This is a genomic window from Vibrio rumoiensis, from assembly GCF_002218045.2.
In the GTDB taxonomy this organism is placed as follows: domain Bacteria; phylum Pseudomonadota; class Gammaproteobacteria; order Enterobacterales; family Vibrionaceae; genus Vibrio; species Vibrio rumoiensis.
Map to the genome: position 1 here is coordinate 394,775 of NZ_AP018685.1, position 14,672 is coordinate 409,446.

Annotated in this window: 13 protein-coding genes and 1 pseudogene; 11 read left to right on the forward strand and 3 right to left on the reverse strand. The window is 40.6% G+C overall.

Annotated features, from left to right (window positions below; translation table 11 throughout):
• Positions 1-43 precede the first annotated feature (43 nt).
• From glmS to VRUMOI_RS01880, 4 genes are all read left to right on the forward strand, one after another.
• Positions 44-1,876: a glutamine--fructose-6-phosphate transaminase (isomerizing) gene (gene glmS, locus VRUMOI_RS01865; protein ID WP_089140069.1), complete on the forward strand. Its 1,833-nt coding sequence runs from the start codon at positions 44-46 to the stop codon at positions 1,874-1,876.
• Between the two features lie 824 nt (positions 1,877-2,700).
• Positions 2,701-3,141 (forward strand): PTS sugar transporter subunit IIA, encoded by a 441-nt coding sequence (locus tag VRUMOI_RS01870; protein WP_089140070.1) that lies wholly within the window; start codon positions 2,701-2,703, stop codon positions 3,139-3,141.
• 12 nt (positions 3,142-3,153) lie between these two features.
• On the forward strand, positions 3,154-3,426 hold the full coding sequence (locus VRUMOI_RS01875) for a PTS sugar transporter subunit IIB (RefSeq protein WP_089140071.1): 273 nt from the start codon (positions 3,154-3,156) through the stop codon (positions 3,424-3,426).
• A gap of 14 nt (positions 3,427-3,440) precedes the next feature.
• Positions 3,441-3,668, forward strand: coding sequence for a PTS transporter subunit IIC (locus tag VRUMOI_RS01880; RefSeq protein ID WP_231897474.1), 228 nt, complete (start codon positions 3,441-3,443; stop codon positions 3,666-3,668).
• Positions 3,669-3,674: 6 nt separating this feature from the next.
• Here VRUMOI_RS01880 and VRUMOI_RS01885 read toward each other — a convergent pair.
• Positions 3,675-4,876: pseudogene (locus VRUMOI_RS01885) on the reverse strand (IS256 family transposase).
• Between the two features lie 64 nt (positions 4,877-4,940).
• On the opposite strand from VRUMOI_RS01885, the gene VRUMOI_RS01890 reads away from it, so the two are divergent.
• From VRUMOI_RS01890 to VRUMOI_RS01915, 6 genes are all read left to right on the forward strand, one after another.
• On the forward strand, positions 4,941-6,032 hold the full coding sequence (locus tag VRUMOI_RS01890) for a PTS transporter subunit IIC (protein WP_110410613.1): 1,092 nt from the start codon (positions 4,941-4,943) through the stop codon (positions 6,030-6,032).
• 74 nt (positions 6,033-6,106) lie between these two features.
• Positions 6,107-6,736 (forward strand): orotidine 5'-phosphate decarboxylase / HUMPS family protein, encoded by a 630-nt coding sequence (locus VRUMOI_RS01895; protein WP_110410614.1) that lies wholly within the window; start codon positions 6,107-6,109, stop codon positions 6,734-6,736.
• Positions 6,737-6,769: 33 nt separating this feature from the next.
• Positions 6,770-7,831: an L-ascorbate 6-phosphate lactonase gene (gene ulaG, locus VRUMOI_RS01900; protein WP_110410615.1), complete on the forward strand. Its 1,062-nt coding sequence runs from the start codon at positions 6,770-6,772 to the stop codon at positions 7,829-7,831.
• 137 nt (positions 7,832-7,968) lie between these two features.
• Entirely contained in the window at positions 7,969-8,586 is a 618-nt protein-coding gene (locus VRUMOI_RS01905) for a helix-turn-helix domain-containing protein (RefSeq protein WP_110410616.1), read from the forward strand.
• 61 nt (positions 8,587-8,647) lie between these two features.
• Positions 8,648-9,595: an IS30 family transposase gene (locus VRUMOI_RS01910; RefSeq protein WP_110410617.1), complete on the forward strand. Its 948-nt coding sequence runs from the start codon at positions 8,648-8,650 to the stop codon at positions 9,593-9,595.
• 8 nt (positions 9,596-9,603) lie between these two features.
• Positions 9,604-11,130: a PRD domain-containing protein gene (locus tag VRUMOI_RS01915; protein ID WP_162598326.1), complete on the forward strand. Its 1,527-nt coding sequence runs from the start codon at positions 9,604-9,606 to the stop codon at positions 11,128-11,130.
• Positions 11,131-11,174: 44 nt separating this feature from the next.
• Here the strand turns inward: VRUMOI_RS01915 and hxpB are convergent, their stop codons facing one another.
• Together hxpB and tnpC are read right to left on the reverse strand one after the other, a co-directional pair.
• Entirely contained in the window at positions 11,175-11,825 is a 651-nt protein-coding gene (hxpB, locus tag VRUMOI_RS01920) for a hexitol phosphatase HxpB (protein ID WP_089138328.1), read from the reverse strand.
• 135 nt (positions 11,826-11,960) lie between these two features.
• Positions 11,961-13,384, reverse strand: a protein-coding gene (gene tnpC / locus VRUMOI_RS01925; RefSeq protein WP_110410664.1) for an IS66 family transposase whose coding sequence is annotated in 2 segments (ribosomal slippage) — positions 11,961-13,192 and positions 13,192-13,384 — 1,425 coding nt in all. Because the reading frame shifts where the segments join, the coding sequence is not laid out codon by codon here.
• A 120-nt stretch (positions 13,385-13,504) separates the two neighbouring features.
• On the opposite strand from tnpC, the gene VRUMOI_RS01930 reads away from it, so the two are divergent.
• Positions 13,505-14,485, forward strand: a complete 981-nt coding sequence (locus tag VRUMOI_RS01930) for an IS630 family transposase (RefSeq protein WP_110410618.1) — start codon at positions 13,505-13,507, stop codon at positions 14,483-14,485.
• The last annotated feature ends 187 nt before the right edge of the window (positions 14,486-14,672 follow it).

A 14,672-nucleotide genomic window follows, 5' to 3' on the forward strand; every position in this document is an offset into this window, starting at 1 on the left:
CCTTTTGCTTGCTGCTGGTAAAGGAATAAAAAAGGATAACAATATGTGTGGAATCGTGGGTGCTGTTGCGCAGCGTGATGTAGCGGAAATTCTGGTCGAAGGACTGCGTCGTCTTGAATATCGTGGTTATGACTCTGCCGGTGTTGCGGTTGTCGATGCCAATTCAAACATGACGCGCGTGCGCCGTTTAGGCAAAGTTCAAGAGTTGGCGGATGCGGTTGAATCTGCTGATGTATTTGGCGGAACCGGTATTGCCCATACCCGCTGGGCGACTCATGGAGAACCTTCCGAAATTAATGCTCACCCACATGTCTCTCATGATATTGCGGTAGTGCATAACGGCATCATTGAAAACCATCAAGCATTACGAGAAATCTTACGCGAACGTGGTTATGTGTTTGAGTCTCAAACCGATACCGAAGTGATTGCCCATTTGGTTGAATGGGAACGTCGTAGCTCTGAAACCTTAATCGAAGCGCTGCAAAAAGCCGTGAAGCAACTCGATGGTGCTTATGGCACTGTGGTATTTGATCGTACCGATCCAAGCCGAGTGGTTGTGGCGCGCTCAGGTAGCCCGATTGTGATCGGCTTAGGGGTAGGAGAGAACTTTATCGCCTCGGATCAATTGGCTCTATTAAATGTCACTCGTCGTTTTATGTACCTTGAAGAGGGGGATGTTGCGGAAGTGACTCGTCGTGAAGTGATGGTATTTGATCAGCAAGGCGAACAAGTTGAGCGTGTGGTGACAGAATCAAATGCAGAGCATGATGCCGCCGATAAAGGGCAGTATCGTCACTTTATGCAAAAAGAAATCTTTGAGCAGCCTACGGCATTGATTAATACCATGGAAGCGCGTTTAACCAAAGATACTGTGGTAACAGAAAGCATCGGTGTCAATGCTGCCGAAATTCTGTCTAAAGTCGAACATGTGCAAATTATCGCTTGTGGCACTTCTTACAATGCCGGTATGACCGCGCGTTATTGGTTTGAATCACTTGCCGGTGTGAGTTGTGACGTTGAGATAGCATCCGAATTCCGCTATCGCCAATTTGTCACTCGTCCAAATAGCTTGTTGATCACCTTATCTCAATCTGGTGAAACCGCCGACACCCTAGCCGCATTGCGTCTTGCCAAAGAGAAAGGTTATATGTCGGCAATGACCATTTGTAATGTTGCGGGCTCTTCATTGGTTCGTGAATCAGACTTTGCCTTTATGACTCGCGCCGGCACAGAAATTGGCGTGGCATCGACCAAAGCTTTTACCACTCAACTGGCGGCGTTATTAATGCTCGTGACCGCAATGGGTAAACAACAACAACGTATCGATAGTGTAAAAGAAGCGGAAATTGTGGAAGCTTTGCATTTACTGCCTTCTCAAATTGAAAAAGCATTGGCATACGATAAAGAGATTGAAGCATTAGCCGAAGATTTTGCTGATAAGCATCACACACTGTTTTTAGGTCGTGGTGAATTCTACCCAATTGCATTAGAGGCCTCGTTAAAGCTCAAAGAGATCTCTTATATTCATGCGGAAGCTTATGCGGCTGGTGAATTAAAACATGGCCCATTAGCCTTAATTGATGCTGATATGCCGGTGGTCGTGGTCGCACCGAATAATGATTTACTTGAAAAACTTAAGTCGAACATTGAAGAAGTTCGGGCTCGTGGCGGTTTGTTGTATGTGTTTGCCGATGCCGGTGCAGGATTTGAAGCCGATGAAAGCATGAAGATCATTAATCTTCCACACGTTAGCGAGATCACCGCGCCAATTTATTACACCATTCCAATGCAGTTGCTTTCTTATCATGTTGCTTTGATTAAAGGGACTGACGTTGATCAGCCGCGGAATCTTGCGAAGGCTGTGACGGTCGAATAATCAGGGATGGCTGAATAAGCAACGTGTGGTTGAATAATAAAGTTTGATCGAAGTTAATAAAGTCTGATCAAAAGTAATAAAGTCTGATCATAAAAAGCCTCTTGGTGTATGCTGAATACATCAGGAGGTATTTTTTATGCCAGACTCAAATAAACCAGTTCATCCCGCCGATTGTACAAGAGTAATAAAGACTCACGCTGAGTATTAAAGTTTCATACTAAGGAATAAAGTACCATACTAGAAAGGCAGTGAAGATTCGATCTCGCTGCCTTTTTGCTATTTGCCCTAGCGCATTTTTGCCCCGTTATGAGTTGGCGAGATTTTAGGCGGATAATTTCTGTCCCTAGCTTATCGGCACAGTCTCAATGATCGGGAGCTAAAGAACGGAGAAAGGAACCCCTCAAATATTAAGAAACGGCGTTTTGAAACAGTAATTGTCACCTGCATTATTATGCAAGTTTGCTGAAAGGCAAATGTCACAACTGGCCTTTATTTACTAGATGTATCCAGCGCCAGGCAATCCTCATCATCGCTCTGAGTACGCCTGAGCCCCTCTACGGCGACCATACCTGACTATTCAGCTGTGAATACTGTGGTGATGCAGAGAAGCCCGGTGCATACAAACCACCCCCTAATTTATTACTGCCTAATATGTGAACACTCAGTAATAAATAACATGCGAGTCATCACAATCCCTCCCTGAAATCCTACGTATATCACAGAGTACAATTCGGCCCCCGATTCAGTAATTTCATTTGGACTGTCTTGGACTGTAGTAAATCTCTATTATTTATACATCGAAAAGACATCGAGTGATAATAAATATGAGCAAAGAGATAATTGAAAAAAGAAATATATTTCTGGATGCAGTTGCCAATGACTGGAAAGAAGCTATTAGTGTTTCAGGGAAGCTATTAGAAGATAGTAAATATATTACTAAAGAATATACAAAAGAAATGATTCAGGCCGTAGAAGATATTGGCCCTTATATTGTTGTCGCACCATATATTGCATTTGCTCATTCCAGACCTAGTAAAAGTGTACTGAAAACAGGAATAAGTATTGCCACTCTTAAAGAGCCTGTCGTATTCGGTCATGAGGAGAATGATCCGGTAAAAATTATATTTGGATTATGTGCTACAGATAAAACGGCACATATTGATATGTTGTCTGACCTCTGTGAATTTTTAGATGATGAAAGTGCAGTAGATACTATATGTGCTTGTAAAACTGTTGATGAACTATACAACAAAATAAATAACTAGAAGGAATACCCTATGAAAATTGTGTGTGTTTGCGGAATGGGACTTGGTTCTAGCGTAATCGCTAAGATGAATATTGAGCAAGTGTTGTCAAACATTGGTGTAGACGGAAGCGTGGAAGCGTGTGATGTTGGTAGTATTCGCTCTATGCATGCTGACCTTTATGTAACTACTCGTGAACTGGCAGCAACTATGCCAAAAGAGTACGAAGATAAAACATTAGTTCTTACAAACTTTGTTAGAAAACCAGAGATTGAAAAAGCAATAACTGAATTCATGTCTAAATAACTGAGGACTAAATGATGCAAGATTTTCTTTATTTCTTTGTATTTCAGATTTTAGATAAAGCTCCGTTGTTTTTAGGTCTTATTGCTTTGGTGGGTTTGTTACTTCAGAAGAAAAAACCTACTGATATTGCCGATGGCGTAATTAAAACAATTGTTGGTATTCTGGTTCTTTCTACTGGGGCCGGGGTCTTAATGAAGACGCTGTTCCCAATAAGAGGGCGTTCAGAATTCTGTGTCAGTTAATTTTGACTAAATATCTAAGACGTCATCCAAACGACCTTCAAAATGAATCGCCAGTTGAGACAATGTCATATTCCAGTTCTGGATTGGCATTGTCCACTTCTTAGACGCATTCAATATCCCAGCATACAACAGCTTAAGCAAGCTGTTTTCATTTGGAAAACCACCTTTAGTTTTGGTCAGCTTTCGAAACTGACGATGTACCGCCTCAATAGCATTGGTGGTATATATGGCTTTCCGAACATACTCTGGATATTTAAAGTAAACCGACAGGTTTACCCATTTATTACGCCATGAGCGTAATACTATTGGATATTGTTGGCCCCACTTAGCTTCTAATCGGTCTAACTCTATTTCAGCTGCTTCCTTAGTTACCGCTCGATAAACTGGTTTCAGATCTGCCATAAACTCTTTTTGGTGCTTAGATGCGACATATTTTATTGAGTTCCGAATTTGATGGACGATGCACAATTGAACTTCAGTATTTGGATAATTGTGGCAATGGCTTCAGGGAAGCCAACCAAGCCATCTACGCAACTGATTAAAATATCCTCAACCCCTCGATTATGTAAATCAGTTAAAACTGATAGCCAATAATTTGCGCCTTCAGACTCTGATAGGTATAACCCAAGTAGTTCTTTTTTACCGTCGATATTCAAGCCTAAGATTGTGTATATCGCTTTACTGACATAACGACCATCCTCTCTAATTTTATAGTGGATGGCATCAAGCCAAATGAACGGGTATATAGCGTCTAATGGACGCTGCTGCCATTCTTTAAGCTCTGGTATTAAGCGGTCTGTGACAGCAGTAATTGTGGCCTCAGAGACGTCGATACCATACATATCTTCAACATGTCCTCGAATATCACGATAGCTCATTCCTAACGAGAACATAGAAAGGATTTTACGATCAATTTCATCAGTCAGCTTGGTTTGATTTTTCTTGATAAGTTGAGGTTCAAAAGAGCCTGAACGGTCGCGAGGAGTATCAAGTTCAAATGCTCCGACAGAAGACTTAACAGTCTTCTTAGAGGTTCCATTTTTACGATTTGGCTGGTCATCATTATCGATGTGTTGTGCAAGCTCAGCTTTTAAAGCAGCTTCCGTAATTTGCTTGATAAGAGGAGTTAAAAAGCCATCTTTGCCTGTTAAATCTTGTCCAGATTGAAGAGCTTTAATGGCTTGCTCTAGATCGAAATCATTATTCATGTGTCATTCCTTTTTTGTCTATTTTAGGAGAAATGACACAGATTTCTAAACACTACCCCCAATAATGAAAAAACTGAATGCGACACTAGGTGTTCAAGGTGTACTTCCTGCCAACGAAGCGGTATTTGGTATCGCAATGGTGGACTTAGCTAACACAATTACATTTACCTTCTTAATTGGCTTTTTTATTCACCTTGCACTTGTATACGTTATACCTTTTAAAAGCTGCAAAAACGTCTATCTTACTGTTCATATTCAGTTATTTTTGTCGACGTTTATGGTTGTAACGCTTCCTCAAGTACTAAACATCGAAGGTGCGACACTTATTGGTGTATCGGCAACTCTGTGTGCATTGTATTGGACATTTAGCCCGGCCATTACCAGAAAACTTGCCCATAGTTTTGTCGGAGACGACCTTACCCTTGGTCATCACCAACAGGTAGGTGCGTGGTTAGCAAGCAAAATAGCACCTATTTTTGGCAACAAAGAACAAGACGCCGAAGATATGCATTTGCCTGGATTCCTGGCCATCTTCCGCGACACAACTATCTCTCTCGCATTCTTGATGCCAGCAATATTCATCGGAATTGGTATTGCGATAGGTGGTGAGGGCGTAAGTGAACTAAGCGGCAAGACAAACTGGGTTGTCTGGCTTTTGCTTCAAGGCTTAACCTTTACTGCTGGTGTGGTTGTATTGCTTACAGGTGTACGTATGTTCATCGGATCAATCGTTCCTGCTTTTAAAGGGATTTCTGACAAGCTTATCCCGAATGCAGTACCTGCACTGGACTGTCCTGCATTTTACCCATATTCACCAACGGGTGCCATGCTAGGGTTTGTTGCATCGGTAGCAGCGGCAATTATAGTCATGATTATTACTATCGTGATGGGACTTCCGATCATCGTGTTCCCAAGCCCTATCATCATGTTCTTTGACGGCTGTACTATGGGTGTCTTCGGTAACAAGTTTGGTGGATACAAAGGTGCACTTGCAGCGGGCTTCATTACCAGCTTTATTGCTCACGTGGGCGTTATCTTTATCTATCCTATGACAGGCCCAATTTACGGTAGCGGTTTGATGTTCTCGAATATTGACTTCACTCTAGTATGGCTACCTATTTTTAAAGTACTTCAGTTTATAACGGGTACTTTCTAAAATATTAAATAAGATTCCATACGGTGATAAACCACACCGTATGGACCCTCTCGACTAAAACTCAGGAACTAATAATGAAGTTACAATTAGCATTAGATTTACTTGATAAAGATGAAGCTATCTCAGTTGTTAAAGAGGTTGGAGAATACTTCGATATCATCGAAGTTGGCACTTCTTTATTAAAACTCTACGGAATAAATATAGTAAGCGAGATAAAACAGATTCATCCACATAAAGACGTTTTTCTTGACGCAAAAATTATAGATGGGCCAGAGAGAGAAGCGAGCTTAATGGCAATGTCGGGCACGGAATACTACTCAATGTTAGCCGTAGCGACGGATACAGCTGTTACGAAAGTACTGAACATTGCCAAGAAAAATAATGCAAAAGTCATTATGGATATGCAGTCTGTAACAGAATACAAATCTCGTTCAGAAGAATTAAAAAAACTTGGTGTTGAATATTTCTGCGTTCATAAAAACTCAGATTGTGGTGACAACTTGGAAGAGGCTTTTTCTGAGTTTCTCGATATTAAAGAAATTACCGGTGCTGATATATCTATTGCCGGTGGTATTAATGTAGAAACGCTCCCAACAATCAAGGAAAAACTAAATCCTGATATAGTCGTTATTGGCGGAGCGGTACTAAAAGCATCTGGCAAAAAATCAGTAGCAATGAAAATGCGTACTATTGCTGACAGCTAATCAGTATTTGAATTAATTTAAAAGGTAAATGTTATGAGCAATATTAGAGATATTTCTAGAGAGTCCTGGGTACTTAATACGATGCCAGAATGGGGCAGTCGTCTAAATGAAGAAATTGAATCTGAACAGGTTCCTGAAGGCTCTGTAGCAATGTGGTGGTTAGGCTGCGTTGGCGTATGGGTTAAAACACCTCAGGATACGAATATCTGTGTAGACTTCTGGTGTGGTACAGGTAAGCGCAAGCTTGACCTACCGGACATGAAACCGTCGCACCAGATGGCACGTATGAGCGGTTCAAGAATCGCTCAACCAAACCTGCGAGCCATTCCATTTGTATTGGACCCGTTCTCAATTAAGAAGATGGATGCTGTTGTGTCAACTCACTATCACGCGGACCATATTGATATCAACGTTGCGGCTGCAGTAATGCAGAACTGCGCTGAAGATGTCCCCTTTATTGGCCCTCAGGCATGTGTGGATTTATGGGTTAGCTGGGGTGTTCCAGAGGAACGTTGTATTGTGGTTAAGCCTGGTGATACTGTAAAAGTGAAAGACATGGAAATCGTCGCACTTGAGGCGTTTGATCGAACCATCCTGATAACCGAACCAGTGAAGCCGCTTGACGAGCCAAATGGCCCGGATATGGATATGCGCGCGGTTAACTACCTTATTAAAACGGAAGGGGGGAACATCTACCATTCGGGCGACTCCCACTATTCGAACTACTATGCCAAGCATGGTAAAGACCATAAGATAGACGTTGCACTAGGGTCATTTGGTGAAAACCCTATTGGTATTACGGATAAAATGAATGCGGTGGATATTTTGCGAATGGCTGAAGCACTTCGAACGGAAGTTGTTGTCCCTGTACATCATGATATATGGACAAATATGATGGCAGACACCAATGAAATTCTGACAATGTTTGATATGAGAAAATACCGCCTGAAGTACGAGTTCCAGCCATTCATCTGGCAGCCGGGTGGTAAATTCCTCTACCCACAAGACAAAAATGCCCGCGAGTATCACCACCCTCGAGGTTTCCCAGATGCATTTGAACATGAGGTCGACCTTCCGTTCACTTCATTCCTATAAGCAATGCAATTAATTAATTAATTATTTATCCAATATAAAGGTGCATATTTTTGCACCTTTTTTAATGATAATGTTGAAATAACAATATTTGTGGATTTGTGTTATAATTTTGGTAAAACTTAACTGGCAGGATTGTTATGAAGCTTGACTCTACCTCTCTGATAATATTAAAAACAATAACGTCTACAAATAAGATGTCAGTAATTGATATTTCCAAAGAACTAAATATGAATAAAGGCAGTATTTATCCAAGGTTAGAAAAAATAAACTACTGGCTTAAGCTTCACAACCTGAACGAATTAATACCTGGAGATAACTCAGGGCTCTATGTTCATGGCAGTGAACGTAATAGAGTTATCGAACTTATTAAAGATATTGATAGTGAATACATACTTCAACCACACGAGAGAGTTGATAATATAATCATATATCTAGTATCAAGCACTAAAAAAATAGATATATCACATCTAAGCGAACTAAATGGTGTAAGCAGAAACACTACGTTAAATGACATAAAGAAAGTTGCTTTGAATTCCTATGGCTTTCATATTAAATATGACAAGAAAATCGGATATCAAGTTATTGGAAATGAGAGTTTAATCCGGAACTTGTCCTTTGAAGTAATCCAAAGGAACTTACATAGTAAAATAAAATTCATTCAAAATACGCTTGAATCAAACATGTCTCTCTCTCTTGGATTTAATAAGTTATACCTGATTTCAGATAATAACTGCGACATTCATGGAATGGTGTAGAAGAGGAAACCAACTGCTGAAAGTGGTACGCTCTTCTCGCCAAAGAAACAAGCGGACTACCATGAATTATCAGCAGTTGACCGAGGGAAGACGATACCAGATTTCTGCCCTTTTAGAACAGGGAATTTCAATTTCTGAAATTGCCAAAACCGTAAAATGTCACCGCTCAACTCTCTATAGAGAGTTGAGACGATGCGGTACAAAAGAACAATATTCACCAGATACAGCCCAGCAACTATCTAGGGCAAAGCGATTAAACGCATCTAAGTATCGAGTACCGCAACAACGTGTCGAATTTATTGAGTTTTTAATAACGCAAGACTGGAGTCCAGAGCAAATATCTCACGTTCTTACTCGTATTGGAGAAAAAGTCAGTCATGAATGGATTTACCGTTTTATTGCCTGCAATAAACGGCAAGGCGGTAAACTGTTTCGTCATTTACGCCAAGGTCATAAACGCTATAGAAGAGGCAAGAAAGATAAAGCTCCCGCAATAAAAAATGCCATTTCAATAGATGAAAGACCCAAAGATGTCGATAATCGTACACGTTTTGGTGATTGGGAAATTGATACAGTTCTTGGTAAACATGGTACGGGCGCTATTGTCACAATCTTAGAGCGAGCCACACGGTTTTATTTAGTAAAAAAAGTGCCTTCAAAATCAGCAGAAGATGTGACCAGAGCGACGATAGACTTATTACGGCCATACAAACGATTTGTTCATACTATAACGGCCGATAATGGCAGAGAATTTGCGGGTCATATGGAAGTAGCACAAGCCTTAGAAACCGATGTGTATTTTGCTCACCCTTATAGTTCTTGGGAGCGCGGTGCTAATGAAAATGCTAATGGCCTGTTGAGACAATATATCAAGAAAGGAACAGATTTACGGTCGGTGAGTGATGATGAAGTTGAGCGAGCCCAACTTCGGATAAATTATCGTCCAAAGAAGTGTTTAGGGTTCAAGCAACCAGCCGTCATTTTTAGCAAAATGATGTTGGCTGCTTGAAATTACAAATGTCGCAGTTCGGAGTTGAATTTGGGTATATACATCAAGTATTATCGACTACTATTAATGACATACAGTATTATTCTGAGGTGAGATTTACGGATAAAGACAGGAAGCTTTTAACTAGCCTACTATATGTGTTTATTTCTAGGGTTATTAAAGGTAACATTTCTTCAATGTCCCCAGAACAAAAAGAGTTTATTCAATGTCAGGTTGATATTGATACCATATCAACCGTTGTCGACCAATTGAGTAAAGCGCTAAAGCTTTCTATCACAGGCAACGAATACTATTATGTCGCATTATTGGCAACAGTGCTTAAAAGTGAGCGTAACTTAAGTCATAGCCTTGAGTTTGACCAAAAGCTACATGATTGCGTTGAAAAAATGATCGTCTCATTTGAAAAATTGTCTGGTCTTTATTTTAGTCGTCGAAATCAACTACATTCACAACTTATTTCTCACTTGAGACCAGCAATAGTTCGTGCTTTTTTTGGTATTAAAATAGCTAACATTTTGAAAGAAGAGGTTTATCACAACTATCCTTTGATAATGGATACCGTTAAAGTTGTCGTTATGCAGCTTGAAGGTGAATTTAATATCACTCTAGATGAAGATGAACTTTGTTATATATCGATGAACTTTGCATCTCATGTTTCTGGAGAGGATACAGAGAGCACAAAAGAAAAACGTATACTGTTAATCACGGAAGGTGGAAAAAGCTCAACTCGCTTGCTTGAATCTCAGATATTAGGCCTATCTATATTTCCTCTTATTATAGAAAATATTTCAGCAAGCGAAATTAATGAACAATTAAATATTTCAGATTATGCATTTATAATAACAACGTCACAAATTTTAAGTTTGTCATTCGATTTAAATGTTGTTCACGTAAATCATATCCTAACAAGTCAGCAGCAAATTAAGATTAAGATGCTTCTGGAAGGAAAAGACTACTCTTGGCTCACAGGAGGACTTTCTGACAAAATTGCCCGAGAACTGGCTGGAAAGAAACTTACCGAAACTGCGATTAAAAATCGGGTAAATGAATTACTGGAAGAAGAACTTAAGAGAGGCTTATTAACTGGCCATAACTATGAGTTTTCCTGTTCAGACCTAATGAGAAAGAGTGTCGTAGTTGATACATGCTGCGACTGGAATGAAGCCATCGATTTGGCTGGGGAGCAACTAGTTGTATCTAAGCATATCGACAGACGATATTTAGAGTCGATAAAGGATAATATTGCTCAGTATGGTCAGTATATGTATCTGGCTGATAACATTTTTCTATTGCATACCTCCCCGATGTATAATCTCAAGCAGTCAGCGGATTTAACGTTATTGAAAATTAACCAGTTTTCTATGCTTGGTGGAAAACCAGCACTGGTGTTTTTGTTGGTCACCGCCGAAAATGGCCAGCAAATCAAAATACTGGAACAACTAAACTTACTATTAACAGATGAAACCGCAGTTCAAAACTTATTGAACGCGGTTGATATAGACAAAGTTCAAGAGTTTATTCGTTTGTTTGTGTGAGTGTACGTACAGTAGGGCCGTTTGCTATCGAAACGGCACTCCGCTCACAAGTAACGCGAAATCAATTCAGTTGAGTCAAATAGGCAACGCGATTTCCCGTCGGCTATCACCCAGTGCTCCCGATCATAATTTTTCACATCTGGAACAACGATTGCTCTCATTCGTGCTGATTTAGCTGCCAGAAGCCCACTGAATGAATCTTCCAGCGCAATACACTCGGTTGGGTCAATACCTAACTGGTTTGCCGCTGTGAGATAAACTTCTGGATGAGGTTTTGCGTATGGCAGATCACCGGCAGAACTTAGCACCTCAAATTTATTTTCCAGATCAAGTGAGTTTATGACTCTTTTTATTAAGGGCATGGGTGAAGACGAGGCCACCGCTAGTTTTAGCCCTTTTGAATGCAACAGTTCAATAGTCTCATATAATCCCGGCATTATTGGCTTAGTCCTCATCACTTTGTCTGAGACAAGATCAATTATGTTTTGGCAAACCTCTTCTCTGCTTTTCCCTACCCATGGCTGACGCTGATACCAAATGTTGACCACCATATCAACTCTTAACCCGGTAGTATCATTAGGGCCTTCAGCCATTTTTACACCACACTGCTGCAAGACTTCTTTTTGTGCAGATGTCCAAAGTGGCTCCGAGTCTATCATTAGACCATCCATGTCGAAGATTACGGCTTTAATCATGTTAACTACCCATTTCTAAATTCACTTATTGGTAGATTTAATCTGAAAATCCGGGTGCGGAATAGTCCAAATAACATCAAAAATTAGTAATCGTTCACCAAGGTAACTTGACTCGATATTAACGGGGGGAACAGCCTATAGATCAAAGATGTTGGGGTACGGTCTCTTCGCCACAACAGCCGTGATGATCTCACTCAACACTGACATTGCCGACAAGCCACGTTTTTTGCAGGTTTCGATGAGGGTATGTATCCTACTGCGGAATTTATCGCCTGCATCCGAGGTCGTTCCGAAGCTGATTTTCCTTTGGATTACAAAACCTCTAATACATCGCTCAGCTTCATTATTGGTTAAGGGGATTGACACTTTCTTGAGGAAAACCCACAAGCTCTCTCTATGTTTGAGCAGTAACTTGCATCGCCCCCGATATCGCTTGACCATGACATCAGTCCCTTTGCTCAACCAATGATCGAACGATTTCTGCAACCTACGCATTCTTCGTAAGTATAGCGCATAATTTAACTCATCTTGTTCATAACGATGCCGAGTATGGAAAATGGCGTTCGTCAGCAAACAAAGATGTCTGCCAATATAAGCGGTGTGGCCACCGCCACTATAATCCGCCATTTGCTGAAGGTTACGCTTCACATGTGCCCAACATAACTGATGACGGTCTGCGGCTATCCAGTTATAGCTAGGGCACTGGTCGCTGACCACAATGCCTGCATAGTCTTCATCAATGACCTTTTTCGCTGATGAGGTCGAGCGCGAATAAAGTATTTGCTCATAGACAAGGTCATCACTTGCCACTAACCAACACCAGCGAAGGCTTTGTTCATCATTTCTGTGATGAGAGGTCTCGTCAGCATGAATCAAAGGCGCTTTCTTTAATGCTTGTTTTATCGCTTGATGTAATGGCGTTAGCATTGAAGCGACTTTCGTTTGAGCTTCGCTGATCGCGCCAACTGAAAAGGTTGTGCCAAGCTGTTCTTTGAGAAGAGATTGGATTTTTCGAACACTGAGGTGATATTGCCCCGCAAGAACCCCAATGTAACTTAATAAGTTAGGCCCTATAATCCCTTGTGATGCATCGTCAGGCTTTTGAGCTTTGACGGCTTTGCAATGCCGACATTGACCTGAAAATAAACGGTATTCGGTGATATCGACAGTGGGCTTGGGAATATCAAAGACTTGGTGTCGGTAGTAAGGGCCGTCATGAACATCAATGTCAGACTGTTCGCAACAAGGACAACTATCAGGGAAGCAATCAATAATGATATCCGTGTCTTTTAACGGGGAAAGTTTTCGTTGATGCCCTGTGTGGCCTTTTTTAGCTCCTCTCGAATTGCGACCACCAGAGCTTTCATCTTTTTTCGCTCATGGCGATCTTTAGGACTGTCTGATGAGGGCGATTTTGAAGAGTTTTTGGAGCTAGTGGTAAGCTTATCTTCATAGTGCCTGAGCTGCTCCCACAGCTCATCAATAAGCACCTTAGCCTCATTCAGATCAGAGACTTTAGGTGGTGCGTCTTGGTATTTAGGAGCTTTTTTTCTAGTCATATAACTATGATGAAGCTCAAAAATGATCACTCAATACCTAAAGTGGGATCAAGTGCTAGAGGTCACAGTTTTTATGTCAATAGGGTTTGGTGAACACTTACGAAAAAACAACTTGAACGGATGCACGATTCATCTCGTGACCGTCGAGTATGTGATCGTATCAAAGCTGTCGTGCTTGCTTCTGAAGGTTGGTCTGTTTCTATGATTTCGCAAGCATTGCGAATTCATCAAACGACGGTGACTCGTCATATCAATGACTATTTACAGTCTGAAAAATTAAAACCCGAAAATGGTGGCTCACAAAGTAAACTCAATGCCGATGAAACGATGGCATTAATTGAGCATCTTGCTGAAAATACCTATTTTCATACTCACCAGATTGTTGAGTACGTCCAGAATCAATTCCAAGTCACTTACACTGTCGCTGGAATGAATAAATGGTTACACCATAATGGCTTTTCCTATAAGCAACCTAAAGGTGTTCCACACAAACTTAATCCTGAAGCTCAAGAAGCTTTTATTCAGCATTATCAAGAGCTGAAGCAACTCAATGAACCGATTTTATTTATGGATGCAGTGCATCCAAGCCAAGCGACTAAAATCACTTACGGTTGGATCCGCAAAGGTGAAGATAAAGTAATTGAAACGACCGGTAGCCGTACACGATTAAACTTTGTCGGTGCACTGAATCTAACGGATATATCTACGACAGTGACCGAAAGTTATGAAACGATTGATAGTGAAAGTATTGCCCGTTTCTTTTGGAAACTGAAAAAAGCTCATTATCCATTAGAGCAAAAGATTCATGTAATTCTCGATGGTGCCGGTTATCACCGAAGTCAGCTGGTAAAAGATTTTGCTCGGATGCTCAATATCGAACTGCATTATTTGCCCCCTTACAGTCCAAATTTGAATCCAATAGAACGACTGTGGAAGGTCATGCATGAGCATGCCAGAAATAATGTTTACTTCCCGACAAAAGCATCCTTTAAGGATGCAATAAATCGATTTTTTGATGTGACTTTGCCCAAAGTTGCAGGCTCACTGACAACTCGAATTAACGACAATTTTCAGGTTTTGAAATCTGCAACTTCAAGTTAATTGGGTATAGACTGTTATGTCCTACATTACCTACATGATGTTTGGATTGGTTAAAACAGTGAATAAAACGATTGTTAGTGGTATAATTACAATCGTTTTATTTCTATCTAGCAGAACTATTGTTTAACCTCTATTGTGATATAAATATAGAGGTGTTCTTACTTTTGCTTAAGCTTGTTTATTGCTG

Coding starts and splice junctions, on each gene's coding strand:
- glmS (WP_089140069.1), top strand. CDS start 44: ATGTGTGGAATCGTGGGTGCTGTTGCGCAGCGTGATGTAGCGGAAATT.
- VRUMOI_RS01870 (WP_089140070.1), top strand. CDS start 2,701: ATGAGCAAAGAGATAATTGAAAAAAGAAATATATTTCTGGATGCAGTT.
- VRUMOI_RS01875 (WP_089140071.1), top strand. CDS start 3,154: ATGAAAATTGTGTGTGTTTGCGGAATGGGACTTGGTTCTAGCGTAATC.
- VRUMOI_RS01880 (WP_231897474.1), top strand. CDS start 3,441: ATGCAAGATTTTCTTTATTTCTTTGTATTTCAGATTTTAGATAAAGCT.
- VRUMOI_RS01890 (WP_110410613.1), top strand. CDS start 4,941: ATGAAAAAACTGAATGCGACACTAGGTGTTCAAGGTGTACTTCCTGCC.
- VRUMOI_RS01895 (WP_110410614.1), top strand. CDS start 6,107: ATGAAGTTACAATTAGCATTAGATTTACTTGATAAAGATGAAGCTATC.
- ulaG (WP_110410615.1), top strand. CDS start 6,770: ATGAGCAATATTAGAGATATTTCTAGAGAGTCCTGGGTACTTAATACG.
- VRUMOI_RS01905 (WP_110410616.1), top strand. CDS start 7,969: ATGAAGCTTGACTCTACCTCTCTGATAATATTAAAAACAATAACGTCT.
- VRUMOI_RS01910 (WP_110410617.1), top strand. CDS start 8,648: ATGAATTATCAGCAGTTGACCGAGGGAAGACGATACCAGATTTCTGCC.
- VRUMOI_RS01915 (WP_162598326.1), top strand. CDS start 9,604: ATGTCGCAGTTCGGAGTTGAATTTGGGTATATACATCAAGTATTATCG.
- hxpB (WP_089138328.1), bottom strand. CDS start 11,825: ATGATTAAAGCCGTAATCTTCGACATGGATGGTCTAATGATAGACTCG.
- VRUMOI_RS01930 (WP_110410618.1), top strand. CDS start 13,505: ATGCACGATTCATCTCGTGACCGTCGAGTATGTGATCGTATCAAAGCT.